23 protein-coding genes and 1 tRNA gene are annotated in these 25,217 nt (G+C 71.5%); 14 read left to right on the top strand and 10 right to left on the bottom strand.

Translation table 11 applies throughout. The features are described 5' to 3' along the window. The first annotated feature begins 51 nt into the window (after positions 1-51). Positions 52-723, top strand: a complete 672-nt coding sequence (locus tag OG595_RS30620; RefSeq protein ID WP_329277568.1) for an O-methyltransferase — start codon at positions 52-54, stop codon at positions 721-723. A 36-nt stretch (positions 724-759) separates the two neighbouring features. Here OG595_RS30620 and OG595_RS30615 read toward each other — a convergent pair whose 3' ends face one another. Next, positions 760-1,152 (bottom strand): hypothetical protein, encoded by a 393-nt coding sequence (locus OG595_RS30615; RefSeq protein ID WP_329277566.1) that lies wholly within the window; start codon positions 1,150-1,152, stop codon positions 760-762. Between the two features lie 156 nt (positions 1,153-1,308). Between OG595_RS30615 and OG595_RS30610 the strand changes: the two genes are divergently transcribed. Then, on the top strand, positions 1,309-1,722 hold the full coding sequence (locus tag OG595_RS30610; RefSeq protein WP_329277563.1) for a J-domain-containing protein: 414 nt from the start codon (positions 1,309-1,311) through the stop codon (positions 1,720-1,722). A 41-nt stretch (positions 1,723-1,763) separates the two neighbouring features. Here the strand turns inward: OG595_RS30610 and OG595_RS30605 are convergent, their stop codons facing one another. Together OG595_RS30605 and OG595_RS30600 are read right to left on the bottom strand one after the other, a co-directional pair. Further along, a complete protein-coding gene (locus tag OG595_RS30605) occupies positions 1,764-2,546 on the bottom strand; it encodes a hypothetical protein (protein ID WP_329277562.1) in 783 nt (260 codons plus the stop codon). A 5-nt stretch (positions 2,547-2,551) separates the two neighbouring features. Beyond that, positions 2,552-3,151 (bottom strand): hypothetical protein, encoded by a 600-nt coding sequence (locus tag OG595_RS30600; RefSeq protein WP_329277560.1) that lies wholly within the window; start codon positions 3,149-3,151, stop codon positions 2,552-2,554. 175 nt (positions 3,152-3,326) lie between these two features. On the opposite strand from OG595_RS30600, the gene OG595_RS30595 reads away from it, so the two are divergent. Then, positions 3,327-3,878 carry a GNAT family N-acetyltransferase gene (locus tag OG595_RS30595; RefSeq protein WP_329277558.1) on the top strand — a complete coding sequence of 184 codons (552 nt, stop codon included), beginning with the start codon at positions 3,327-3,329 and terminating at the stop codon, positions 3,876-3,878. Here the strand turns inward: OG595_RS30595 and OG595_RS30590 are convergent. Next, entirely contained in the window at positions 3,871-5,928 is a 2,058-nt protein-coding gene (locus OG595_RS30590) for an MDR family MFS transporter (RefSeq protein WP_329277556.1), read from the bottom strand. The genes OG595_RS30595 and OG595_RS30590 overlap by 8 nt on opposite strands. A 185-nt stretch (positions 5,929-6,113) precedes the next feature. Here OG595_RS30590 and OG595_RS30585 point away from each other — a divergent pair, with 185 nt between their 5' ends. Next, on the top strand, positions 6,114-7,172 hold the full coding sequence (locus OG595_RS30585; protein WP_329277554.1) for a peptidoglycan-binding domain-containing protein: 1,059 nt from the start codon (positions 6,114-6,116) through the stop codon (positions 7,170-7,172). Between the two features lie 107 nt (positions 7,173-7,279). On the opposite strand, the gene OG595_RS30580 is transcribed toward OG595_RS30585, so the two are convergent. Continuing rightward, positions 7,280-7,987, bottom strand: a complete 708-nt coding sequence (locus tag OG595_RS30580; protein WP_443073188.1) for an HAD family hydrolase — start codon at positions 7,985-7,987, stop codon at positions 7,280-7,282. 179 nt (positions 7,988-8,166) lie between these two features. After that, positions 8,167-8,748: a TMEM165/GDT1 family protein gene (locus OG595_RS30575; RefSeq protein WP_329277553.1), complete on the bottom strand. Its 582-nt coding sequence runs from the start codon at positions 8,746-8,748 to the stop codon at positions 8,167-8,169. Positions 8,749-9,085: 337 nt separating this feature from the next. Between OG595_RS30575 and OG595_RS30570 the strand changes: the two genes are divergently transcribed. The 6 genes from OG595_RS30570 (at position 9,086) to OG595_RS30545 (ending at position 17,486) form a co-directional block, all read left to right on the top strand. Next, positions 9,086-9,730 carry an HNH endonuclease family protein gene (locus OG595_RS30570; protein WP_329277551.1) on the top strand — a complete coding sequence of 215 codons (645 nt, stop codon included), beginning with the start codon at positions 9,086-9,088 and terminating at the stop codon, positions 9,728-9,730. Positions 9,731-9,854: 124 nt separating this feature from the next. Beyond that, positions 9,855-11,510: an alkaline phosphatase D family protein gene (locus OG595_RS30565; protein WP_329277549.1), complete on the top strand. Its 1,656-nt coding sequence runs from the start codon at positions 9,855-9,857 to the stop codon at positions 11,508-11,510. Between the two features lie 137 nt (positions 11,511-11,647). Next, a complete protein-coding gene (locus tag OG595_RS30560) occupies positions 11,648-13,750 on the top strand; it encodes an FAD/NAD(P)-binding protein (RefSeq protein ID WP_329277547.1) in 2,103 nt (700 codons plus the stop codon). Positions 13,751-13,851: 101 nt separating this feature from the next. Next, entirely contained in the window at positions 13,852-14,292 is a 441-nt protein-coding gene (locus tag OG595_RS30555) for a DoxX family protein (protein ID WP_329277545.1), read from the top strand. A 226-nt stretch (positions 14,293-14,518) separates the two neighbouring features. Next, positions 14,519-15,145 (top strand): DedA family protein, encoded by a 627-nt coding sequence (locus tag OG595_RS30550; protein WP_329277543.1) that lies wholly within the window; start codon positions 14,519-14,521, stop codon positions 15,143-15,145. Positions 15,146-15,500: 355 nt separating this feature from the next. Continuing rightward, positions 15,501-17,486: an RICIN domain-containing protein gene (locus OG595_RS30545; RefSeq protein ID WP_329277541.1), complete on the top strand. Its 1,986-nt coding sequence runs from the start codon at positions 15,501-15,503 to the stop codon at positions 17,484-17,486. Positions 17,487-17,742: 256 nt separating this feature from the next. Here the strand turns inward: OG595_RS30545 and OG595_RS30540 are convergent, their stop codons facing one another. After that, complete coding sequence (locus OG595_RS30540; RefSeq protein ID WP_329277539.1) at positions 17,743-17,988, bottom strand: DUF2277 domain-containing protein; 246 nt, start codon at positions 17,986-17,988, stop codon at positions 17,743-17,745. 138 nt (positions 17,989-18,126) lie between these two features. On the opposite strand from OG595_RS30540, the gene OG595_RS30535 reads away from it, so the two are divergent. Both OG595_RS30535 and OG595_RS30530 read left to right on the top strand, forming a co-directional pair. Beyond that, on the top strand, positions 18,127-19,089 hold the full coding sequence (locus tag OG595_RS30535) for a ketopantoate reductase family protein (RefSeq protein ID WP_329277537.1): 963 nt from the start codon (positions 18,127-18,129) through the stop codon (positions 19,087-19,089). 98 nt (positions 19,090-19,187) lie between these two features. Then, positions 19,188-19,535 carry a hypothetical protein gene (locus OG595_RS30530; protein WP_329277535.1) on the top strand — a complete coding sequence of 116 codons (348 nt, stop codon included), beginning with the start codon at positions 19,188-19,190 and terminating at the stop codon, positions 19,533-19,535. Positions 19,536-19,585: 50 nt separating this feature from the next. On the opposite strand, the gene OG595_RS30525 is transcribed toward OG595_RS30530, so the two are convergent. The 3 genes from OG595_RS30525 to OG595_RS30515 form a co-directional block, all read right to left on the bottom strand. Then, positions 19,586-21,157 (bottom strand): serine/threonine-protein kinase, encoded by a 1,572-nt coding sequence (locus tag OG595_RS30525; RefSeq protein ID WP_329283352.1) that lies wholly within the window; start codon positions 21,155-21,157, stop codon positions 19,586-19,588. A 150-nt stretch (positions 21,158-21,307) separates the two neighbouring features. After that, complete coding sequence (locus OG595_RS30520) at positions 21,308-22,342, bottom strand: DUF6215 domain-containing protein (protein ID WP_329277532.1); 1,035 nt, start codon at positions 22,340-22,342, stop codon at positions 21,308-21,310. 150 nt (positions 22,343-22,492) lie between these two features. Beyond that, positions 22,493-22,567, bottom strand: a tRNA-Val gene (locus OG595_RS30515). A 222-nt stretch (positions 22,568-22,789) separates the two neighbouring features. On the opposite strand from OG595_RS30515, the gene OG595_RS30510 reads away from it, so the two are divergent. Continuing rightward, positions 22,790-23,587, top strand: a complete 798-nt coding sequence (locus OG595_RS30510; protein WP_329277531.1) for a DUF4097 family beta strand repeat-containing protein — start codon at positions 22,790-22,792, stop codon at positions 23,585-23,587. A gap of 156 nt (positions 23,588-23,743) precedes the next feature. Further along, positions 23,744-25,186, top strand: a complete 1,443-nt coding sequence (locus OG595_RS30505; RefSeq protein WP_329277529.1) for a hypothetical protein — start codon at positions 23,744-23,746, stop codon at positions 25,184-25,186. Positions 25,187-25,217 lie beyond the last annotated feature (31 nt).

Here is a 25,217-nt window from a genome sequence, read left to right as displayed (position 1 = left end):
CGACACCCGAACACCCGAACACCCAGGTCACGAACGGAAGGTACGGCCCCCATGAGCGAGTCCCAGCGCTGGGAAGACGTCGACGACTACTTCACCACCCTCCTGGCTCCGGCCGACGAGGCCCTGGAGGCGGCGCTGCGCGACAGCGACGCGGAGGGGCTGCCGCGCATCAACGTCGCCCCGAACCAGGGCAAGCTGCTCCAGCTCCTCGCCCAGATCCAGGGCGCCCGCCGCATCCTGGAGATCGGCACGCTCGGCGGCTACAGCACGATCTGGCTGGGCCGCGCGCTCCCGGCCGACGGCCGGCTGATCACCCTGGAGTACGACGCGAAGCACGCCGACGTCGCCCGCCGCAACCTCGCCCGGGCCGGCCTCGACGGCATCACCGAGGTACGGACCGGCCCCGCCCTGGAGACGCTGCCCAAGCTGGCCGACGAGAACCCCGAGCCCTTCGACCTGGTCTTCGTCGACGCCGACAAGGCCAACAACCCGCACTACGTGGAGTGGGCCCTGCGGCTGACCACCACGGGCAGCCTGATCATCGTCGACAACGTGGTGCGCGGGGGCGCGGTGACCGACGCGGACTCCACCGACCCGAGCATCCTGGGCACCCGCGCCGCCCTCCGGCTCATCGCCGAGCATCCGCGGCTGAACGGCACGGCGGTGCAGACGGTGGGCAGCAAGGGGTACGACGGCTTCGCGCTGGCGAGGGTCGTGGCGTAGCGCCGGGAGCCCCGGCCGCCGGACCCCTGGCGGGCCTCAACCCTCGTGGTAGAAGCCCACGTTGACGCTGCGTGGCCCGGTGCGGTCCTGGATGATGATCTCGCCGGAACCGCCCCGGGGCAGCGGCACGCTCCCTCCGTACGGCACGGTCTGGGCGTACTCGCCGACCACCAGCCGGACCTCGGAGGACGGGTCGGGCTGGGAGCCCTGCAACCAGGAGAGGTGCCAGGTGCTGTCGGGGCCGCACAGGAACTCCAGGTGGACCCGTGAGACGAACAGCCAGTCGTCGGGGGTCACGAGACGGCACACCGCCTTGTCCCGGCCCACCCGCATGATGGCCCCCGGTTCGCTGGGCGCCTCGGCCATGAGCATGCCGGCCGTGGCGCCGGCGTCCGTCCCGGAGACGGTGGCCATGGTGAGTTCGAGCACGTGCGCTCCTTCTGAACGGTCACCGAGGGTGACCCGACCGGTCCTCGCGGAACAGTCGTTGCTGAACAGTCCCTGTACGGCAGCCATGTTGCCGTACGACGCCGCATGATAAATCGCCCCATCGTCGGGCAGGGCGAGGTCCGGCACAATGGACACATGACCGAACGCAAGCCGCCCGGGGTGAGTTTCGAGTCCTGGGTCGACCGGCAGATCCGCGAGGCGGAGGCGCGCGGGGAGTTCGCCGCGCTTCCCGGCGCGGGCAAGCCGTTGCCCGACGGTACCGACACGTCGTACGACGAACTGTGGTGGGTCAAGCAGAAGATGGCCCGCGAGGGGCTGTCGTTCCTGCCGCCGACGCTGGCCCTGCGCAAGGAGGCGGAGGACGCGCTGGCGGCGGCGCGCAGGGCCCCCTCCGAGGGGGCGGTCCGCCGGATCGTGACGGAGATCAACGTCAAGATCCGCGACATGATGTTCAGGCCGCCGCCCGGCCCCCCGCTGGGTCTCAAGCCGTACGACGTCGACGAGGTCGTACGGGAGTGGCGGGAGGCGCGGGCGGACCGGGCGGAGTAGACGGGCGGTGCGTGCGCAGGCCTCGGCGGTGTGCCGGGGCCTCAGCTGCGCAGCAGTCGTTCCGCCAGTTCGCGGTAGTCCCGCATGGCGAGACGGAGCCGCTCGGTTTCGCCGCCGGTGTCGTTGGCGCCGGTGGACTGCAGGGTCGCGCGCACGGTACGGCGGCTGCGCGCCACCGCCTCCGTGAACCGCTCGGTGACCTCCTCCAGTACGCGGTCGGCCTCCTCGACGGACTCCTGGGGGCCGTCCACGAACCCGGTGACGGCATGCTGGAGCCGCAGCGTGAGCTTGTCCCGCTCGTCCTGCGCGAGCAGCGCGACCCCGTGGGACGACTGCCCCTCGGGGGCGCGGGTGGGAGCGGGTGCGGAGCCGGGCGGCCGTACGGCGGCGCCGTCGACCGGATTCCTGCTGTCCTGCCGCTCGGTGGCCGGCCGTTCACCGGCCGACTTCCTGACGTCGGACCTGTCGGTGGCCGACCGGTCGCCGGCCTGCCTGTCACCGGTCAGCCCCTCGCGGCCCGCCCTCTCGCCGGTCAGCCTTCCGCCGTTCGCCTTCTCGGCCGCGGACCTCTCACCGGTCGGCCTCTCGCCGGTCGCACTCGTGGTGCCCGGCCTCTCGGTGGCCGACCGTTCGCCGACCGGCCTCTCGCCGGTCGCACTCTCGGTGCCCGGCCTGTCGGCGCCCGGCCTGTCGCCGGTCGCCTTCTCCCCTGCCGCCCGCGCGGCGGCCGACCTCTCCGCGGCCGACTTCTCCGCAGCAGACTTCTCCGGGTCCAGCCTGTCGGTGTCCGGCTTCGTCGTGTCCCGGTTGCCGTTGTCCGTCATGTGCGTCAACTTCCCTTCAGTTGAAGCTTGTTGAGTCGTGACTTCGACTTCGGCCGGTGCTGCTCCGCTTCGCCGACCAGGTCGTCGAAGAAGGCGCGGGCCTCGATCATCGCCGTGCGCATCTCCTCGGTGTCGGCCCGTTCCTCGTGGGCCGCGCTGTGCACGCGCCGGTAGCCGTGCACGTGCTCGGCGTGGTGCACCGAGAGAGCGGCGAACTGCTCCTCGTACTCGCCGCCGGCGGGGAAGCCACGGGCGCCGGCCAGCTCGCTGAGGAGCAGGTCCGCGTCGGCGACCGCCTGGTGCGGCGACTCGACGAACTGTTCCTGGGCGGCGGCCCAACGGGCCGTGAACCGTTCGCGCTCGGCGGGCTCCAACGGCTTTTCCCGCAGGTCACCGTGGCGTTGGACGCGCTCGGCGAGTTCGTGGTCGGCTGCCTTGGTGTCCCCGTCGTGACGGGAGACGACCCGGTCGTACTCGGGTCCGAAGTGCCGTTTCAGGTTGCGTGGGCCGTGGGTGCCGGCGGCCCGCCGGTTCAGGGCGACCGCGCCTATGACGACGGCCGCGACAATGAGCACGATCAGAACGATGAGCACTCCTGTGGACATGAATGCCTTCCGGATTTCTCGACCGACTTGTCGACCGACCCGACCGACGGTCCGAACAGGGCGGTCACAGTCCCGAGTTGCCCCGATGCCGCTCCCCAAACAGGCTGGTGCGGGACTCGCAGGTCACGCATGTCCGGTTGCGCACCCGCCGGGCCGGTTCCCGAGAATGGCGGTCATGACCTGGACCATCGCCCCGGAGCCCTTCGACTCCCCTGTCGCCGCCGCCCTCTGGCGGGCGTACTACACGGAGGTCAGTGACCGCTGGTACCTCCTGCACCAGGGCCGGCGCACGGAGCCCGGCGAGCTGGAGCGCGGGGTCGCGGCCGGTCCGGGTGCCGAACTGGCCCCGCCGGGAGGGCAGTTGCTCGTCGCCCGGTACGACGGTGAACCGGCCGGCAGCGCGGGCGTACGGCTCCTCGACGCCACGACCGGTGAGCTGACCCGGGTCTTCGTGCACGAGGGGATGCGGGGCCGGGGCGGCGCCGCGCTCCTCGTGGCCGCCGCGGAGGACGCCGCACGGGCCCTCGGTGCCCGGCACCTGGTCCTCGACACTCGCTCCGACCTGGTCGAGGCACGCGCCCTGTACACGCGCCTGGGCTACTCGGAGACCGCACCCCACAACGACGACACCTACGCCGAGCACTGGTTCCGCAAGAGCCTGGACGACGACCAGGAGAGGCACGGCCAGAAAGGGGGCGATCAGGAGAAGTCTGAACGCGTCAACTGAGCCTGTCCGCCGAGCCGTTGTGCGGCTGTTCCGCGTCCGAGCCGCACAGCTCCTCGTTCAGCAGCTTCACCAGCTGGACCAGGTCGGTGGGCCGGTCCGGGCCCCACCAGTCGCCCAGCAGCTCGGCCAGGGACTCCTCGCGGGCCCGCGCCAGCCGTTCCGCGGCCTCGCGGCCCTCGCCGGTGAGGATCATGTCGAGGCCCTCGCGTACGACGAGCCGGCGTTCCTCCACCTGCCGGGCGGCCTTGATGATCACGGCCGGCGGTACGAGGCTGCGTTCGGCCAGCACCGCGGGCTCCGCCCAGCCGTACCGCCGGATGCGCAGCAGCAGCCAGCTCGCCGCCGGGTACAGGTCGAGGCCGGCCCGTGCGGTGATCGTCCGGTAGATCTCGCGGCGCCCCTCCCGGGTGCCGAGCACGGACAGCGCACGGCACACCTCGTCGTACGACGACCGCTGGACCGGGTTGCTGGCCAGGGTCTCCGTGACGTCGGGCGCGGTCACCGAGCCGCGCAGCCGGTCCTCGCGCAGGAACCAGGCGAGGACGAAGCCGAGAAGGGCGACCGGGGCGGCGTACAGGAAGACGTCGGTGATGGCGGACGCGTAGGCGTGCAGCGCGGGCGGGCGCAGGGCCTCGGGGAGGGCGGCGATGCCGCGCGGGTCGGACTCCAGCGCGTCCGCCGAGACCCCGGCGGGCAGTCGTACTCCCCGGAAGGCGTCCGTGAGCTTGTCGCCGAGGCGGCCGGCGAAGACCGTACCGAAGACGGCCACGCCGAAGGAGGCGCCGATGGAGCGGAAGAAGGTGGCGCCGGAGGTGGCGACGCCCAGATCCTCGTACGAGACCGCGTTCTGCACGATCAGCACCAGGACCTGCATGACCAGGCCGAGGCCCAGGCCGAAGACGAGGAAGCAGGCGCTCATCCCGCCGGTGGAGCTGTGCTCGTCCAGCCGGTGGAGCAGGAGGAGGCCGAGGGCGGTGACGCCGGTGCCCGCGATGGGGAACACCTTCCAGCGGCCGGTGCGGCTGACGATCTGGCCCGACACCGTGGAGGCGAGGAGCAGGCCGAACACCATCGGCAGCATGTGGACGCCGGACATGGTCGGGGAGACGCCCTGGACGACCTGGAGGAACGTCGGCAGATAGGTCATCGCGCCGAACATGGCGAAGCCGACGATGAAGCTGATGACGGCGGTGAGGGTGAAGGTGCGCAGCCGGAACAGCTTGAGCGGGAGGACGGGTTCGGCCGCCCGTCGCTCGACGTGGACGAAGGCGACGGCCAGCACGACACCGAGCACGGCGAGGCCCACGATCCGCGCCGAGCCCCAGCCCCAGGACGAGCCGAGGGAGGTGACGAGGATCAGACAGGTGGCGACGGAGGCGATGAGGAGGGTGCCCAGGTAGTCGATGACGTGCCGTGCGGACCGGCGCGGGATGCGCAGGACGGTCGCGATCACGGCGAGTGCGACGGCGCCGACGGGGAGGTTGACGTAGAACACCCAGCGCCAGCTGAGGTGTTCGGTGAAGAGCCCGCCGAGCAGTGGCCCGAGCACGCTGGTCGCGCCGAAGACGGCACCGAACAGGCCCTGGTAGCGGCCTCGTTCACGCGGCGGGACCAGATCTCCCACGATCGCCATCGACAGCACCATCAGCCCGCCGCCGCCGAGCCCCTGCAACGCCCGGAATCCGATCAGCTGGGGCATGTTCTGCGCCATACCGCACAGCGCGGAGCCGATCAGGAAGATCACGATCGCGGCCTGGAACAGCCGCTTGCGGCCGTACTGGTCGCCGAGCTTGCCCCACAGGGGGGTCGCTGCGGTCGACGCCAGCAGATAGGCGGTGACCACCCACGACAGGTGATCCATTCCGCCGAGATCGCTGACGATGGTCGGCAGCGCGGTCGACACGATGGTCTGGTCGAGGGCGGCGAGCAGCATGCCGAGCAGCAGCGCGCCGATGGAGACGAGAACGTTCCCGGGTACGTGTCCGGGCCCCGGAGCCGCCGATCGCCCGGCCGCGGCATCCCCCGTCCTGCCGTGCGCTTCCCCGGCCATGAAGTCCTCCTGTGACTCTTGCGACACCCCCATCGTGGTCGGTGTGACCGGTTATGGCCTGTCGAGTCCTCACGAGATTCGAGGGAATCCCGGATTCCGGGGGCGTCCGGGAGAAGGTGTGAAGAGGCTTTGGATAATCTCTGAGATTCGTACGGGGGTTCGTACGTGGAAGGAACCGACGCGCAGTGAACGATCCGAAGGGACACGTGTGTCCGGAGTGCGGCGCGCCCCGGGGAGCCGACAACACGCCCTCCTGCGCCTGCGCCGAACGCGCCGCCGACGCCCACCTCGAAGCACGCTCGGCGGAGGCAGCGGCGGCGGAGGACTTCGACCCTCTGCGCATACGCCCGTACGTGGAACTGACACCGGAAACACCCGCGTCGTCCGGGCATCCGTCCCCCGACCAGGGGGCTCTTGACCAGGCAGCCCTCGGCCAGGCGGCCTTCGACCAGGGCGCCCCTGAGCAGGGGCCCCCTGAGCAGGCGGCCGAGGCCACGATGCCGATGCCGGCGGTCCAGGAGACCGGCTGGGGGGCCGACGAGGCCGCGACCACCGCGATCCCGGCCCTGCCCCGGTCCACCGACGACCCCGCCCGCGCCACCCACCCCGGATACTCCGCCGAGGACGAGCAGCCGAGCGTTTCGGGCCGACGGCCCCGGGTCCTTCTCCTCGGCGCCGCCGGAGCAGTCGTCGTCGTACTGGCGGCGGGCGGACTCGCGGGCGGGATGTTCACGTACGACAAACCGGACCGGAACAACACGGCCGCCCAGGACGTCCGGGAGAGCGTGCCCGCGGCGACGACCAGCGCGGCGTCCCCGACCCCGTCCGACAGTCCTACGCCCTCCGCGTCGGCGTCACCCAGTCCCACCCCGTCCCGCAGCGCGAGCGCGACCCCCTCGCCCACACCGACGGCCCCCTCCTCGGCCCCGTCCCGGTCGGCCACCCCGACCCAGGCACCGACGACCGCCCAGGCAACGGGCACGATCACACCGGCCCCCGGCGGCGACGACAAGGACACCGCCCCGGTGCTGCGGCCCGGCGACCGGGGCGACGAGGTCCTCGAACTCCAGCTGCGGTTACGCCAGTTGGCCATCTACCTGAACGACACCGACGGCGTCTACGACGACAACGTCGAGACCTCGGTGACCACCTACCAGACAACACGCGGCATCGACGCGGCCGAACCGGGCGTGTACGACCGCACTACGCGCGAACGGCTGGAGTCGGAAACGACAGAGCCCTAGGACTGCGCGGGCTCGGTGAAGGGTTGCGCAGGCTCGGCGGGGCATCCGGCACCGGTATCGGTGTGGACGCGGCGGGGGCCGCGCCCCCCAGAGCCTCGCATCGGCCCTCAAGGGGCCTCGCCCTCAGGCGCCGGACGGGCCGAGTGGCCCGGTCCGGCCCCGAAACCCAGCCGCAGCTCCCCGTCCCCCACATGCTCGACCCGCACGCCCGCCAGGTCCGGCACCACCACGTCCGGCCGGTGCCAGTGGGCCCGCGGCCCAACGCCCACCACGCGCATCCCCGCCGCGCGTCCCGCCGAGATCCCGGCCCCGGAGTCCTCGAAGACGACGCAGTCGGCGGGGTCGATCCCCAGCTCGGCCGCACCCTTGAGGAACCCCTCGGGATCCGGCTTGCTCGCGCCGACGGACTCCGCGGTGACGCGCACATCGGGCAGTTCCAGCCCCGCCGCACCCATCCGCGCGGTCGACAGCGCGACGTCGGCAGAGGTCACCAGCGCGTGCGGAAGCCCCCGCAGGGACGCCAGGAACTCGAAGGCGCCCGGTATCGCGACGACACCGTCCAGGTCAGCGGTCTCCTCCGCGAGCAGCCGTGCGTTGTCGGCGTGGTTCTGCTCCATCGGCCGTCCGGGCAGGAGTACGGCCATGGAGGCGTACCCCTGGCGTCCGTGCACCACCTTCATGACCTCGTCACCGTCCAGCCCGTGCCGGTCGGCCCAGCGCCGCCAGACGCGCTCGACGACGGCATCCGAGTTGACGAGGGTTCCGTCCATGTCGAGAAGGAGGGCACGGGCGGTGAACACGGGGGTGGCCGTCATCGGCAGGCTCCAAGGAACAGGTACGGGACCAAGGCGGCCCCGCCCGCCGGTCAGGGAAAACGGGCGGGAGCCACTTTGTTCCTACACGGTACAAAAGAAACCGTGCCTCCCGCTACCGCCCTGGCCGATCGTTCACCGACCGGACACCTCCAGGGACACCCCGGCTCCGGTGGCCAGACCTACCCGGCCACCGCCTCCCAGAGGCTCCACACCCCGAGCGCCAGCATCAGTACCGCCGCGATCCTGGTGATCAGCGCCAGCGGCACCCGCTTCATCAGCGCCCGGCCGCCCACGATCCCGAGCCCGGCCACCGCCCACAGCGCGAGCACCGCACCGAGGCCGACGGAGAGCGGATCGTCGTAGCGGGCGGCGAGGTTGGCCGTCATGATCTGCGTGAGATCGCCGAACTCGGCGACGAGGATGAGCATGAAGCCCGCGCCCGCGACCTTCCAGAAGGACTGGTCCTCGGGACGCCGGACCTCCGCCTCGCCCTCACCCTTCCTCATCAGCAGCACGGCGCCGCCCCCGAGGAACAGCACGCCGGTCAGCGCGTGCACGATCTGCTGCGGCAGGAGTGTGAGGACGCTGCCCGCCGCGACCGCGAGCGCGACATGCAGCGCGAACGCGGCGGCGACCCCGGCGAAGACGTACGAGGCGCGGTAGCGCGTGCCGAGGACGAGCCCGGCGAGGGCGGTCTTGTCCGGGAGTTCGGCAAGGAAGACGACGCCGAAGACGACCGCCGTCACGGTGAAGCTGATCAAGATTCCTCAATCGGTCGGGGCTGCCCCACCGAGAGTGTTACCGCGAAACGACACCTCGGCACGGCAGCGCACAGTCAGTGCACTACTGGCCGAAGGTCTCGCTGGCGGATCACACGCGATCCGCCTCCGGGCGCCGGCTCAGACGAGCTGAGCAGTATGTCGACGGTCCGGCGAAGAGCTACTCCCCTTCTGCACCAACCACGATAACCGACCCCGAAGGGTTGTTATGTCATGCCCACGTCACTAACTTCTTACCGATCGCACATCTCACGGCAATCAAGCGACGCGACGATTCACTCGCTCGCGCTCAACACCCCCATCCCCCGAGGGAGTTCGCATGCCGAAGTTCTACGCGCGTCGACGGCTCAGCATACTCGCGGCGCTCACCGGACTCATAGCCTCGGTCGGCCTTTTCAACGGTCCGACCGCCTCCGCCGCCCTCCCCACCCCGGTCAGCGCCGCCACCGCCCGCACCTACCTCGCCTCGCTCACCGTGGCGACCGAGGACCGCACCGGCTACGACCGCGACCTGTTCCCGCACTGGATCACCATCTCCGGCACCTGCAACACCCGTGAGACGGTCCTGAAGCGGGACGGCACGAACGTCGTCACCAGCTCCGCCTGCGCCGCCACCAGCGGCAGCTGGTACTCCGTCTACGACGGCGCCACCTGGACCGCCGCCTCCGACCTCGACATCGACCACCTCGTCCCGCTCGCCGAGGCCTGGGACTCGGGCGCCAGCGGCTGGACCACCGCCCAGCGCCAGGCGTTCGCCAACGACCTCACCCGGCCCCAGCTCATCGCCGTCACGGACAACGTGAACCAGGCGAAGAGCGACCAGGACCCGGCCGAGTGGATGCCCCCGGTCGCCTCGTACGCCTGCACGTACGTCCGCGCCTGGGTCCAGGTGAAGTACTACTACGACCTCTCGGTCGACTCCGCCGAGAAGACCAAGCTGAGCTCGGTCCTCAGCGGCTGCTGACCGACTGCACCATGCATGGAACCTCCCCGCCGTCCGCCGTCGTTCCGTACCGTACGGGGCGACGTCGGATGGCGGGCCGGAGCGGCCCGCCCGACCATGGAAATGGAAAGGGCCGGGAGATCACGTGGCGAAACTTCGCCTGGGACCGCTGCTGAGGTACGCCGACAGTTCGTCCGCGACCGTCTGGGTCGAGGCGAGCCGCCCCTGCCTCGCCGAGGCGCGCTGCGCGGACGGCGTCGGCGGTGAGACCCGCACCTTCCAGGTCGCGGGCCACCACTACGCGCTGATTCCGGTGACCGGCCTCACCCCGGGCACGACGACTCCGTACGAAGTACTGCTGGACGGCGTCCGCGTGTGGCCGCTGCCCGACTCGCCCTTCCCGCCCTCCGTCATCCGCACCCCCGAGGAGGAAGCGGGCGAAGGAGGGAGCGACGCGTTCCGGGTCGCCTTCGGGTCCTGCCGCTGGGCGGCACCGGCCGCCGGTGACAAGGACCCGGTGGGCGCGGACGCCCTGGACACCCTGGCGGCGCGTATCGCGGCCGACCCCACGGCCGAACGCCCGGACGTCCTGCTCCTGTTGGGCGACCAGGTGTACGCCGACGAGGTGTCCGACGCGACCCGCGACTGGCTGGCCGCCCGCCGCGACCTGTCCGAACCGCCGGGCGCCGAGGTCGCGGACTACGAGGAGTACACACACCTCTACTACGAGTCCTGGCTCGACCCCGAGGTCCGCTGGCTCCTCTCCACCGTCCCCAGCTGCATGATCTTCGACGACCACGACGTCATCGACGACTGGAACACCAGCGCCGCCTGGCTGGCCGACATGCGGGAGACCCCCTGGTGGCGCGAGCGGCTGCTGAGCGGCCTGATGTCGTACTGGGTGCACCAGCACCTGGGCAACCTCGCCCCGTCCGAGCTCGCCACCGACCCGCTGTACGCGGCCGTACGCGAGAGTGCCGACGGCACGGACGCCGTGCGCGCCTTCGCCTCCCGGGCGGACGCCGACCCCGCCTCGGTCCGCTGGAGCTACCGGCGCGACTTCGGCCGTGTACGTCTGCTGATGGTGGACAGCAGGGCGGCCCGGGTCCTCGACGAGGACGAGCGCGCGATGCTGGACCCGGGCGAGGAGGCCTGGGTGCGGGAACAGGCGCTGGCCGATCCCGGCAGTTACGACCACCTCCTCATCGGCACCTCGCTCCCCTGGCTGCTGCCGCACCTCGTGCACGGCGCCGAGGCGTGGGACGAGGCCCTGTGCCGGGGCGAACGGGGCGCGCGCTGGGCCCGGTTCGGGGAGAAGCTGCGCCGCGGGGCCGACCTCGAACACTGGGCGGCCTTCAGCACCTCGTTCACCGCCCTGGCCGATCTGATCGCGGAGGCCGGCTCGGGCCCCGGGGCCCCGGCGACGGTGCTGGTCCTGTCGGGAGACGTCCACCACGCGTACGCGGCCGAGGCCACCTGGCCCGAAGCGGCCCGCCCGGACGCCCGCGTTCTCCAGCTGACCTGCTCCCCGGTCCACAACGCCATCCCCCGCTACATCAAGGTCGGCTTCCGCCTGGGCTGGAGCGGCCTGGGCCGCGCCCTGGGCCGCCGCCTCGCCCGGCACGGCCGGGTCCCGCGCCCACCGGTCGTCTGGCGCAAGACGGACGGCCCCTGGTTCGGCAACATGCTGATGACCCTGACCCTGCACGGCCGTTCGGCCCGGCTGCGACTGGAGCGGACGCGGGGGCAGAAGAACAGCGCCCGGCTGGAGACGGTCATGGAGTCGAAGCTGAGCGGGTGAGGCATCCCACACCGGCGGCGAGCCCCGTCCCCGGTGCTCGGTTCGTGTGGCCGCCGACGGCATGATGAGGCGGACCGTCTGCTTCCGGTTGACGGTCAGCTGCCAACGCGCCCCACACGCCCGGGAGTTCCCCCACCATGTCGCCAACGCCCGTCGAGCCGCCGAGGGCCGCCTCGGAGACAACCCCGGAGACCGCCTCAAGGACCACGTCCGGCTCCCTCTCCGGGTCCGTCGCCCTGGTCGGTGCCGGGCCGCGCGGCACCAGCGTGCTGGAACGCCTCTGCGCCTCCGCTGCCGAACTCCTGCCGCCCGGCGCCCGGTTGACCGTCCACGTCGTCGACCCGGCGGCGCCGGGCGCCGGCCAGGTCTGGCGCACCTCGCAGTCGCCCCGGCTGCTGATGAACACCGTGGCCTCCCAGGTGACCCTCTTCACCGACGACAGCGTGGACTGCTCCGGCCCGGTCCGGCCGGGCCCCAGCCTGTACGAGTGGGCCCACAACTCGCCGGACACAGAGGGCGAGTTGAGGCCGGACGACTATCCGACCCGCGCCCACTACGGGCGTTACCTGGAGTGGGTGTTCGCGAAGGTCGTGCGCGAGGCGCCGCCCGCCGTACGCGTCCGGACGCACCGGGCACGCGCGACCCGCCTCGAAGACGCCCCCGACGGCAGCCAGACCCTCACCCTCTCGGACGGCCGCACCCTGTCCGGCCTGTCCGCCGTCGTCCTCGCCCAGGGCCATCTCCCCCTCGTCCCGGACGACGAGCAGCGACGCCTCGCCTCGTACGCCGGCCACCGCGGTCTGTGCCACATCCCGCCCGCCAACCCGGCCGACGTCGACCTCTCCCCGCTCGCCCCCGGCGAACCGGTCCTGCTGCGCGGCCTCGGCCTCAACTTCTTCGACCATCTGACCCTCCTGACCACGGGCCGCGGCGGCCGTTTCGTCCGCGACGCGCCCAACTCCGGTGCGGGCGGCCTGCGTTATCTGCCCTCCGGGCGCGAGCCGCGGCTCTACGCGGGTTCGCGGCGCGGCATCCCGTACCAGGCGCGCGGCGACAACGCGAAGGGCCCGTACGGCCGGCACACCCCGCTCGTCCTCACCGACGAGGTGATCGCCCGCTTCCGCAAACGCGCCGACTCCGGCGAGGCGCCCGACTTCCGCACGGAGATATGGCCGCTGGTGGCGAAGGAGGTCGAGACGGTCTACTACGAAACCCTCCTACGGACACGGGAGTTGACGGACCGCCCCCTCGGCGCCTTCCGGGACCGCTTCCTCGCCGCCCCGCACCGCGATCCCCAAGAAGCGGCCGTACTCGACGAGTTCGGCGTGCCGGAGGTCGACCGCTGGTCCTGGGACCGGATGTCACGGCCGTACACCGGACAGGTCTTCCCCGACGCCGCCGCCTGGCGGAGCTGGCTGCTCACCCACCTCCAGGAGGACGCCGCCCAGGCCGCGCTGGGCAACGTCGACGGGCCCGTGAAGGCGGCTCAGGACGTACTGCGCGACCTGCGCAACGAGTTGCGGCTGATCGTCGACCACGGCGGGCTGCCGGGCGGCTCGCGCCGGGACCACCTGGACCGCTGGTACACCCCGCTGAACGCCTTCCTGTCCATCGGGCCGCCCCGGCGTCGCGTCGAGGAGCTGGCGGCGCTGGTGACGGCCGGCGTGGTGGAGATGGTCGGGCCCCGGCTCGAAGTACGGGCCGAGGACGGGGCCTGGGTCGCGCGCTCCCCCGATGTGCCGGGCTCCGCCGTACGCGTGACGTCGCTCATAGAGGCACGTCTGCCGGAGCCCGACCTCCGCCGCACGGCCGACCCGCTCCTCGCCCGACTGCTGAGGACGGGCGAGGCGAGGCCCCACGTGAGCGACGGTTACGAAACCGGCGGACTGGACGTGACACCACGCCCGTATTTGCTGATGGACCGTCAAGGCAGGCCGCACGCGAGAAGGCTGGCGTTCGGTGTGCCCACGGAGGGCGTGCACTGGGTGACGGCGGCCGGGGCTCGCCCTGGCGTGGATTCGGTCACGCTTTCGGACGCGGATGCGGTCGCACGGGCGGTGCTGCGACTGGCCCCGACAGCCTCTCCACGTGCGGGAACCGGTGAATCGGCACGGCAGATGGAAGCCCACCCGCAAGCAAAGCCGTGGCCAAATGTTGAACTTGCAAGCGTTGATCGGGCGCCCCTACGGTGGACTACCCGCTCGGTTCCGCCCCCCGGACCGATCCGTCCGCAGTTCTGAATTCCTGGAGTACTTGGGTTCCTGAGTTCTGAGGTTCTGAATTTCCACAGCTCTGAGGAGTTTTCGGACGGAACGATCCCGACCGAAGGAGACATCCCCACATGTCCGCTCGCCTCAACAACGCTCAGCCCTACGCCATCGGCCTCTTCCGGATCGTGGTCGGCCTGCTCTTCGCCTGCCACGGCGCCCGTTCGCTCTTCGGCGTCCTCGGCGGCGAGGAGACCGTCGCGGCCGGCACCTGGCCCGGCTGGTACGCGGCCGTGATCGAGCTGGTCGGCGGCACCCTGGTCCTGCTGGGCCTCGGCACCCGCGCCGCCTCGTTCATCGCCTCGGGCGCGATGGCGTACGCGTACTTCGACGTCCACCAGCCGAGCGCCCTCATGCCGATCCAGAACCAGGGCGAACTGGCCGCCGCCTTCTGCTGGGCGTTCTTCCTGCTCGTCTTCACCGGCTCCGGCGCCTTCGGCCTCGACCGGTTCCTCGCGAAGCGCTCGTCGGGCGCGACGAAGCCGTCGCGGGACAAGTCCCCGGTAGCGGCCTGATCCAGCTGATCCACCGCTCGTTCGTACGCCGGTGCCCATCCCCGCATCCCGGGGATGGGCACCGGCGTACGTCAGGGTGAACATCCTGTGCCGAACACATGCGCCCCCCGTGGATCTCCTGCCGGACCCGCCGCGTACGCTGTATGGCTGTCACAGGCCGCCCGCCGCTCCCCCGCGAGGTAGCGGCAACGGATCGGTCCGACGGGGGAGTTTCGGGGAGTCTGCGGTGCTTGAGAGTGTGGGGTCCTTGACCGGGACCCCGTGGATCTACGCCCTGGTGGGTGTGTCCGTCCTGTTCGACGTCCTGGTGCCGGTGCTGCCGAGCGGCGTCCTGGTCATCACGGCCGCCACGGCAGCCGCCGCCGGTTCGGGCGCGGCCACCGGGCAGGTGCCGCAGGAGGTGCCCGACATCCTCGCGCTCACCCTGTGCGCGGCCACCGCGTCGGTCCTCGGCGACCTGGTGGCGTACCGGCTCGCCTGGCACGGCGGGGCCCGCCTGGACCGCGCGATCGCCCGCTCCCGGCGCCTGACCAACGCGCAGGAACGTCTCGGCCAGGCCCTCGCGCACAGCGGCGGCATCCTGGTCGTCGTCGCCCGCTTCGCCCCGGCCGGCCGCTCGGTCGTCTCCCTCGGCGCGGGCGCCGCCCACCGCCGGGTCGGCGAGTTCCTCCCCTGGTCCATCGTGGCCGGGCTGGCCTGGGCCGCGTACAGCGTCGCCCTCGGCTACTTCGGCGGCCAGTGGCTCGGCGCGACCTGGCTGGCGACGGGCGTATCCGTGGCCGCCCTCTTCGGAGCCGGCGCGGGCGCGGCCTTCCTGATGCGCCGCCCACGGGTGACGGGCGCGCACGGGTAACGGGGCGTGCACGCGTAACGGGCGTGCACGGGCAGGTTGTGCCGTGCACGAGGGAGCCTGCCAACAGGCGCCGCGGAGACGCGCCCCCCATAAGGGGCGCGGGGAACTGCGCGACAAGCCACAGCGCACCCGCACCCGCACCCGCACCCGCCGCACAACAGCACCCCGAGCTCATGAGCGCCCCAACCCCCGCCCGAAATCCCCCGGTTGGGAACCCCACTCCTGCCACACCCGTTGACTTAACCCTCCGGTCGCTCTAATTTCAGCCCGCCCCCTCGTTCGGTTCGCCGATCGCGGTTCGAAATATCGACCAACTCTCCGGGAATCGCAACGCCGCGCCCCGGAAAGGAGCCGCATGTACCCCCCGCCGCGCCCATCCCTCTTCAGACGCACCGCCATCCGCGCCCTCGCCCTGGCCACCGCGGCAACCGCCGCCCTCCTCTTCGCCCAGCCGCAGGCCGAAGAAGCCGCCACCCTCGACAGCACCGCGCCTGTCGCCGCCTCCACGCGCCAGATACCGGTCCCCACCGCCCCCATGGGCTGGGCCTCGTGGAACAGCTTCGCGGCGGTCATCGACTACAGCGTGATCAAGGGTCAGGTCGACGCGTTCGTCGCCTCCGGACTGCCCGAGGCCGGCTACAAGTACATCAACATCGACGAGGGCTGGTGGCAGGGCACCCGGGACAGTGCCGGCAACATCACGGTCGACGAGTCCGAGTGGCCCGGCGGTATGAAGGCCATCGCCGACTACATCCACAGCAAGGGCCTCAAGGCCGGCATCTACACCGACGCCGGCAAGGACGGCTGCGGCTACTACTTCCCGACCGGCCGCCCCGCCGCCCCGGGCAGCGGCAGCGAGGGCCACTACGCCCAGGACATGCTCCAGTTCTCCACGTGGGGCTTCGACTTCGTCAAGGTCGACTGGTGCGGCGGTGACGTCGAAGGGCTCGACGCGGCGACCACGTACAAGTCGATCAGCGACGCGGTGGCGACCGCGTCCGCCACCACCGGACGCCCGCTCACCCTCTCCATCTGCAACTGGGGCTACCAGAACACCTGGAACTGGGCCCCGGGCCTCGCTCCCCTGTTCCGGACCAGCACCGACATCGTCTACTGGGGCAACAACCCGTCGATGTCGAACATGCTGTCCAACTACGACCAGGGCCTGCACCCCACCGCCCAGCACACCGGCTACTACAACGACCCGGACATGCTGATGGTCGGCATGACCGGCCTCACCGCCGCCCAGAACCGCACCCACATGGCACTGTGGGCCATCTCCGGCGCCCCACTGCTCGCCGGCAACAACCTCTCGACGATGACCGCCGAGTCCGCCGCGATCCTCAAGAACCCCGAGGTCATCGCAGTGGACCAGGACCCTCGCGGTCTCCAGGGCGTCAAGGTCGCCGAGGACGTCACGGGCGCACAGGTGTACGGGAAGGTGCTGTCCGGCACCGGCAAGCGTGCCGCCGTGCTCCTCAACCGCACCTCCTCCACCCAGAACATCACCGTCCGCTGGGCCGACCTCGGTCTGACGAGCGCGTCCGCGACCGTCCGTGACCTGTGGAACCGCGCCAACATCGGCTCGTACGCCACGAGTTACACCGCCAGCGTCCCGGCAGGCGGCTCGGTCATGCTCTCGATCACCGGCGGTACGGAGGCTGCCGGCAGCGCGTACGAGCCCGACTCGTCCGCCAGTTACACCGGCGTGAGCGCGGCGAACACGGGTCTCGCGGTCGCCGACTTCACGTACACGAACAACACGAGCACCGCCCGCACGGCGACCCTCAAGGTCAACGGCCAGACGGCGACCACGGTTTCCTTCCCGCCGACCGGCTCGACCCCGGGCACGATCTCCGTCCAGGTCGCCCTGTCCAAGGGCTCCGCCAACACACTCGCGGTCACGAACGGCCCGACCCTGGGCACGCTGACCGTCCAGCCGGTCCCCGGCACGAACGGCAACCTGATCGTCGGCAAGCAGTCCGGGCGCTGCCTTGACCTCTTCAACAGCACGATCACCAACGGCACCCAGGCCGAACTGTGGGACTGCAACGGCGGCTCCAACCAGGCGTGGACGTACACCTCCCGCAAGGAACTCGTGGTGTACGGCAACAAGTGCCTGGACGCCTACGACAGCGGCAGGACCAACGGCACGAAGGTCGTCATCTGGGACTGCCACGGCGGCAACAACCAGAAGTGGAACGTCAACACCGACGGCACGATCACGAACGTCAACGCGGGCCTCTGCCTGGACGCGTACGGCGCGGCCACGACCAACGGCACCCAGATCGTGCTGTGGGCCTGCGGCACGGGCGACAACCAGAAGTGGACGGTCAGTTAGTCAGCAGTCAGGGGTTCAGCGGCTCGGTGGGTCGCTGGGCCGGAGGGCCACTGGCTGACTGACCTAGAGGCTCGGTGGTCCAGTGGCCCGGTGGGTCACTGGACCACCAGCTGACTGGCTGACTGGCTGACTGGCTGACTGGCCCAGAGGCTCACTGGGCTAAAGGTCTGGTGGCCCGGTGGTCCAGTGGCCTTGTGGCTCAGTGGCTCAGTGGCTCAGTGGCTCAGCCAACAACCTCGCAGCCCGGCGCGCGTTCTCAGGACGCGTGCCGGGCTGTCGTCGTGCTGCCACCCCCGCCGCGCACCTCGATGCCGGCGAGCAGCTCGGCCGTGGCCGCCGCGATGACATCCACGGCGTGTTCGAAAACCGCACGGTTGTGGGCGGCCGGCGCCCGGAAGCCGGAGACCTTGCGGACGTACTGAAGGGCGGCGGCACGGATGTCCTCCTCGGTGGCCTCTTCGGGGAGCACGGGCGGACGAAGGGTCTTGATGCTGCGGCACATACCTCCAGTCTCGCGCGTACCCGGCGATCCGCGCCGCCCGCATGGTGAACGGGGACTGCCTTTCGTCCGCACCGGCTGCGATCATGCTCCGCGAAGCGGCCACCGTCAGGGGCCGACCGACGAGAGGTTCGATCAGTCATGCAGACGACCACCCCCGCAGCCGTGAGCAAGGACGCGCTCACGTTCGCCGTACTCGGCCCCGGAGGCGTCGGCGGCCTCCTCGCCGCCCTGCTTTCCCGGGCCGGCCACCGCGTGATCTGCCTGGCCGGGGACGACACCGCGCGGACGCTCCGAGAGAGCGGAATCCACGTCCGCAGCGGCCGGTTCGGCGAGTTCACGGCGAAGGTGGCCGCGACGGCCGAACTGCCGGAGACATCGGGCCCCGCAGACACCGCAGACACCACAGCCGCCGTGGACGCCGTTCTCGTAGCCGTCAAGCACACGAACCTCGACGCGGCGCTGGCCCGCGTCCCGGCGAAGGCGCTGGGCGACGCCCTGGTCGTACCGTTCCTGAACGGTGTCGAGCACCCGGCCGCACTGCGCGCCCGCTACGGCGACGACCGCGTCGCCCCGGCCGTGATCCGCGTCGAGTCGACCCGTACGGCACCCGGCATGATCGAACACGCGAGCCCCTTCGTGGAGATCGACCTGGCCGGCGACCCGGTACCGCGCGAGCGCCTCGCCGCACTGTCCGCCGCCTTCACGGCCGCCGGACCGGCCACTCGCGTCCTGCCCGACGAGACGGCGGCGCTGTGGGCGAAGATGTCGTTCCTCGCCCCCTTCGCCCTGCTGACCACGCTGTACGGGCTCCCGCTGGGCGACATCCGCACCCGCCACCGTGCCGAACTGACCGCCCTGGTCGAGGAGACGGCCGCGGTGAGCCTGGCCTGCGGCGGCCCGGCCGACCCCGGCCAGGCCCTGGCCCGCTACGACACCTTCCCCCCGGCCACCAGGTCGTCGATGCAGCGCGACGCCGAGGCGGGCCGCCCGCTGGAGCTGGACGCGATCGGCGGAGCCCTGCTGCGCGCGGCCGAGCGGCACGGTGTGGACGTACCGGTGGCCACGCGGGTGGTGCGGGAGCTGGCAGCCGGGGACCGCTGACCGCTCTCCCCCGGCACGGTCACTCGTTCGCGTGAAGACAGGGAGGAAGTCCCCGGAGGAACTCGCATCTCAAAATCGAACAGGCGTACCATTACCGCGTGGCGACGACCTATGACTTCCCGAGTGACCTCCTGGCCGGTCAGGAGGAGCTGCATCAGGTCCGGGCCGAGCTGTCCGCCCTCCTGAAGCGGCTCCCCTGGTCGGTCGAGCCGCTGGACGGTTTCAGTGACACCGGCGGCTGGCGCAAGGTGGAGCGCCCCGCGTCACCGGGCTGGTCGGCCGACGAACAGGCCGAGGTGGAGAAACTGCGGCGCCGGGAGCACGAGCTCGCGGTGTTCGTGAGCGGCCACCGCTTCTGGGCCGAGGTCACGGGCCCGGACCGGGTGGACGCACGTACGCGGCTCAAGCACGCGCACGAAGACACGGACGAGGCATCCGAGGCCTGAGGCCCGCGCCGCCCCGGGGCCTCCGTCGTCCTGAGGCCCGCGCCCCGGCCTCAGGAGGTGGGCGTGATGCGGAAACCCTCCCGCACCCGGTCGAAGACCGGCCGGTAGGTGTCCCACGTCGCCTCGGGCGCGGAGACATAGATGTCGTACTCCCGGCCGCCCTCCTGCCCGAAGCCGAGGTTGATGGCGTGGAAGACACGCACCCGGCCCTCGAAGGTGAACTCCCAGACGGCGGCCCTCTGACCCCGGTAGGTCGTCCGCTGGAGGTAGAGCCTGCGGTACTTGTCCCCGGGATAGTTGACCTTCGTGTTCGCCTCGATCTGCCTGAAGTGCGCCAGGGGATCGCCCGCGGGGTCCACCATGCCGATGGTGATGCCGGCCAGCCCGGCCTCGTCGACGTAGACGACCCCGTCGGACTTCCGCTTGTCCAGCTTCCAGCCGTCCGGCACCGGGAAGGCGATGCCGAGCGCCTTCTCCGTGACCAGGTGGTAGCCGACGGGGACGGGCGAGGGCGCGTACGTCGTCGGGGTGGGGCTCGTCGCCGAACCGGCGCTGTGCGTGTCCTCGCCGGACGAGTTCACGTAGTAGAGCCCGCCGGCCGTGCCCCCGGCGACCAGGATCACCGCGACCGCGCTCCACAGGACGGTACGGCGCCCACCCCCGCCGCGGGACGGTACGGGAGCCGCCTTCCCGGTGCCGGTCCTCCTCCGCGTACCGCCGGTCCGGTCGGGATCGGGGACCCTTCCCGGTCCCGACAACGGCACGGACGCCGTCCACGCGCGCGGCTCCGTGTCCTCGGTCACCGACCGCAGCGCCAGTTCCGTCTCCTCCGCCGAGGGCCGCTCGGCGGGGTCCTTGGCCAGCAGGGCCGTGATCAGCGGCTCCAGCGGGCCGGCCTGCTTCATCGGCTCCAGGGGCGCGGTGACGATGGAGTACGCCGTCTCGACCGGCGTGAGCCTGCGGAACGGCGGCTGTCCCTCCACCGCCTGGTAGAGGGTCGCGCCGAGCGCCCAGAGGTCGGAGGCGGGGCCGGGGGTGTCGCCCTGGACGCGCTCCGGTGCCATGAAGTCGATGGAGCCGACGATCTCGCCGGTCCGGGTGAGCGTGCTGGTACCGGTCGCCGTGGCGATGCCGAAGTCGGTGAGGACGACCCGGCCGCCCTCGCCGAGCAGGACGTTGCCCGGCTTGACGTCACGGTGCAGCACGCCGGCCTCGTGGGCGGCCCGCAGCGCGCCGACCATGCCCCGGCCGACACGGGCGGCCTCCTCGGGAGAAACGGTTCCGCTGCTCTTGAGCAGCGCCCCCAGCGTGGTGGAGGGCACGTACTCCATGACGATGCACGGCAGCCCGTCGTCCTCGACGACGTCATGGACGACGACCACGTTCGGGTGCGCGATCCGGGCCGCACTCTGCGCCTCCCGGCGGGTGCGCTCGTACATCAGCGCCAGTTCGTCGTCGGCGAACCGGGAGTCCTCGTGCAGACGCTTGACCGCGACCCGCCGGTTGAGCATCTCGTCGGCGGCCAGCCAGACCGTCCCCATGCCGCCACGGCCGATCTGCTCGGTCAGCCGGTACCGCCCGGCAATGAGCCGCCCCTCGTCCGACACCGCAGACCTCTCCATCCCACCGGCAAGCTGTGGCACACGATATCCGGCGCACATGTGGGGCCGAGCCGAAGGTCGCGCTCACCACACCTCGTCACACCAGGTGACCACACGAAGTGGCCCCTCGGCCAAACCGCCGGGGGCCCGCTCGTCCGGTCCTGCGGTGTCTTATCGAACAGCCCGTTCGGGGAGCGTCGGAAGAACCTTCTCGGCGATGTCGCGGAGAGCGCTGTCGTCCGGGATGGCTCCGGTGTCGCTCCACACGGTGATGTCGTAGTAGCCGCCCCCGTCGGCACGGTCGAGAGCCACGGTCAGTGTCCTGGCCAGGGGGCCGTTCTCGACCGGTCTGGCGGAGTTGCCGCCCCCGAGGTTGAACTCGATCTTCATCGTGTGATCCGAGTAGAGGACCGCGGGCCGACCGAGAACCGTGAGGGTCTCGATGTCCTGCTCACTCCCGTACTTCATCAGCTTCACGTACTGCTCGGTCGTCATGTCGTTGTACGTGGCCAGGAGATTCACGGTGTACGTGTCGAACGCGACCTCGGCCTCCGGCGCGGCGACCTTCTCATCCGTCAGGGGAGCGGTGTTGTTGCCGGCGGAAGCGTTGATCACGGTCTCCTCGGGGGTTCCGAGGAGCGTGGCCAGGTCCGGCCGATTGAGCGCCTCGCACAGCTCCTCGCCGGTCGCGGGCCGGGGCGTCTCCTTGTAGACCTTCGGCAGCTCCTCGCGTTCTCCGTCCGAACACGAGGCGGGCTGTGCGGTGTTGTTGGCGTTGTCGGACGGGAGAACGTGGGGGCTCACCCACACTACGGCGGCGATCAACCCGAACACGGCCACGGCCGCGACGGCCTGACCCCACTCACTGGGCTGCTTCTCCGGAGTGCCCGGACGGGGAGACGGCCCGGCCGGAGCCGGGGCCGAGACCGGAGCAGAGGCCGAGGCCTGGACCTGGGCGACGGCAGCGACCACCGTCCCCGGCGCGGAGACCGCCGGACTCGGGTCGCGGCGTGCGCGCAGGGCCCTGACCACCCTGTAGACGCTGATCGCGGCGACCAGGAGGAACACCGCGCCGATACCGGCTGCGGCCAGATCCTGATCACGGACAGCGACGTACATGATGCGCACGCCGAAGACGAACCCGATCACGACGAGCAGGGGCTCGCGGACCCAGAAGGGCAGGCGGCGGATGAGGAAACCGAGCATCCCGTGATCACACCATGACAAGTGCACGTTGACCATGTGGAAGCCACGGTTCCGTGGGGTGGTCGTGCGACCGGCCCCGGACGCGTAGTCCGGGGCCGGTCCAAGCAGGAAGCCGAATCCTCGACCGCCGGCCAGATGTGCCGGCAATCCTGGTGGGCGCGGACGGTTTCGAACCGCCGACATCCGCCTTGTAAGGGCGGCGCTCTACCACTGAGCTACGCGCCCAGGACGAGTCGTCAGCCTACATTGCCCGGGGCACTGCCTCGCAAACCCGTATCCGCCCCGGAGACCACCGGCCCCGGATCCGGGGGTTTTCCCCACCTTCGATCGGGGAGCGTCCCGGATGCCCCGGCGGGCGCCCGCTCCGTACGGTCGAAGAGTGTCGCAGGGCCGGCTCCACCGATCACCGATCACCGGTCCCGTGTTCGCCTCAGGGGGATTAGGACCATGGCCCGCTCAGCATTTCCGCGCACCCGTACCGGCGCTCGTGCCCGTGTCGTCGCCGTCACCGGCGCGGTGGTCGCACTCGTCGCCACCGCTTCGGCCTGCGCCTCCGCCGGGGACGACAAGGATCCGGAGCAGCGTTCCTTCGCCCTGCAGGGGCGCACGCTCACCGTCGAATCGAACGAGTCGGCGCTCGACATCGTCGCGGTGGACTCCGCCAGGTCGGGCCGGATCGAGGTCACCCGCTGGTTCCAGGGCTCCGTCACCATGGGCAAGGATCCCAAGGTGACCTGGTCCATGGAGGACGACCGGCTCAAGCTGCGCGTGAAGTGCTCGGGCGTGGTCGCCGACTGCTCGGCCAAGCACCGGATCGAGGTACCGCGCGGAGTCTCCGTCGTCGTGCGGAACGGGGACGGGAAGGTCACCGCGCACGGCTTCGACCAGTCCCTCGACATCCGGTCCGAGGACGGCTCCGTCACCGTCAAGGACTCCACCGGCCCGCTGAAGCTGTACACGGACGACGGTTCGATCCGCGCCCTCGGTGTCCGCTCCCGGCAGGTGCGGGCGCACTCCGAGGACGGCTCGGTGCGGCTCGAACTCGCCTCCGTGCCGGACCTGGTCGAGTCGAGCAGTGACGACGGCTCGCTCACGATCGAGCTGCCCAGGGAGACGTACCGCGTGACGGCGGACTCCGACGACGGCTCCGTGAAGGTGTCCGTGCCGCGCGCCGAGAGCAGTACGCATGTGGTGTCGGCGAAGACGCAGGACGGGAGCATACGGGTGCGGGTCGCCGGGGAGTGAGCCTCGTGGTGGCCCGGTGTGCGCCCGGTCCGCGGCCGGATTCATGACCGGATTCGTGACCGGGTACGCGCAGCGCGAACCGACCGGGCCGTGTGTTCGTCCTCAACCGGTGGGAGAATGAACCGGGCAGGGCAGATCACAGCACGGGAGAGGGATGTGACGGCGACCAATTCTGAGCCGTACACGCCGATTGCGCCGCGCGCGCACCAGTCGCCCCGTCCCCGGGAGAACACCGCCCCGCACCGCCCGCCAGGAGCCCCCCGCGCCGGCGCCCGCGCCGCCGCCCGGGACGCGCTGACGCTCGTACTGCTCCCGTTGCCGCTGCTCCTCGCCCTGCCGGCCGCCTTCGCCGGTGGGGGTACGCGGCGGTGGTTCGGCGGGCGGGCCGAGAGCCAGCGTGCCGAGGCGCAGGCCGCGAAGGACGCCGCCGCCGCTGCCTTCTACGAACTGGACACCGCCCAGCGGGATCTGCGGATCTCGATAGAGACCATCAAGGCCGTCGACGACACCCCCGCGGCCCGGCGCGCCGTCGCCGACTTCGAGGGGCTCGGGCGCCGGATCGACGAGGTCAGCGGCCAGTACATCACCGCCATCGACGCCCACGACCTCGACCGCGACGACCTGGAGGCGTCGGCCGCCACCCACGCCCGGTCCGAGCTGACCCGGGCCAGGGAGGAGCTGGGGCGGGTCAAGCAGGAGCTGGACCGCTTCGCGGACGGGCTCGGGCCGCTGCTCGGCAAGGCCGAGACGCAGTTGGCCCGGCTCGCGCCCTCCGTGGAGCGGGCCCGTCAGTCGCTGCTGGCCGCGTCGAACGCCCTGGACGCGGTGCGGGGGTCGGGGCTGCGGGCGGACGACCTGGCCGCCCGGCTCGCCGCCCTGGGGCCCGAGCTGACCCGGCTCAACCAGGGGGCGGGGCAGCACGGTGTGCCGGAGACCCTGGAGCGGGCCGACCGGGTCGCGCGTGAGGCGGAGGCGGTGCGGGCGGAGGCGGCGCGGCTGCCCGAGCGGGCCGCGGAGATCGATCACCGGCTGGTGTCGCTGCGTACCCGCGCCGAGGCGCTGACCACCCGGTCGGGGCAGGTGGAGCCGCTGCTGAGCGAGCTGCGCCGGCGGTTCTCGGCGGCGTGCTGGCAGGACCTCCAGCACGTACCGGAGCAGGCGACGGACCATGTGCGGCAGGCCGAGGCCAAGCTGAAGGAGGCGCAGGCCGCTCGGGACGCCCAGCGCTGGCCGGACGCGACGGCGCTGCTGTCCACGGTGCGGGCGCTGCTGAACACCACCGACGAGGCGGTGTCGGCGGCCGGGGACCGGCTGCGGCGGCTGAACGCGGTGCAGAAGGACCCGCGGGCCGAGATCGACCGGACACGCTTCGCGATCCGGGACGCGCAGCGGCTGGCCATGTCGGGGCGCAACACCCCGGATCCGCGGGACGCGCGCCCGCTGGACGAGTCGGTGGCCCGGCTGGACCGCGCGATCGCCGGGCTGGAGGGCCGCCACCCCGACTACTGGCACTTCCTGACGGAGGCGGAGGCCGTGCGGCGGACCGTGGCCGGTGTGGTGAGCCGTATCCGCGAGGAGCGCGGTACGACCGCCCACTGAGCGCACCCGGTTGTGGGGTGCCCTATGCCTA

This window comes from Streptomyces sp. NBC_01451, assembly GCF_036227485.1.
GTDB lineage: Bacteria > Actinomycetota > Actinomycetes > Streptomycetales > Streptomycetaceae > Streptomyces.
Note: the sequence above shows the minus strand (reverse complement) of the source record. Positions and strands in the feature narration are given on the sequence as shown.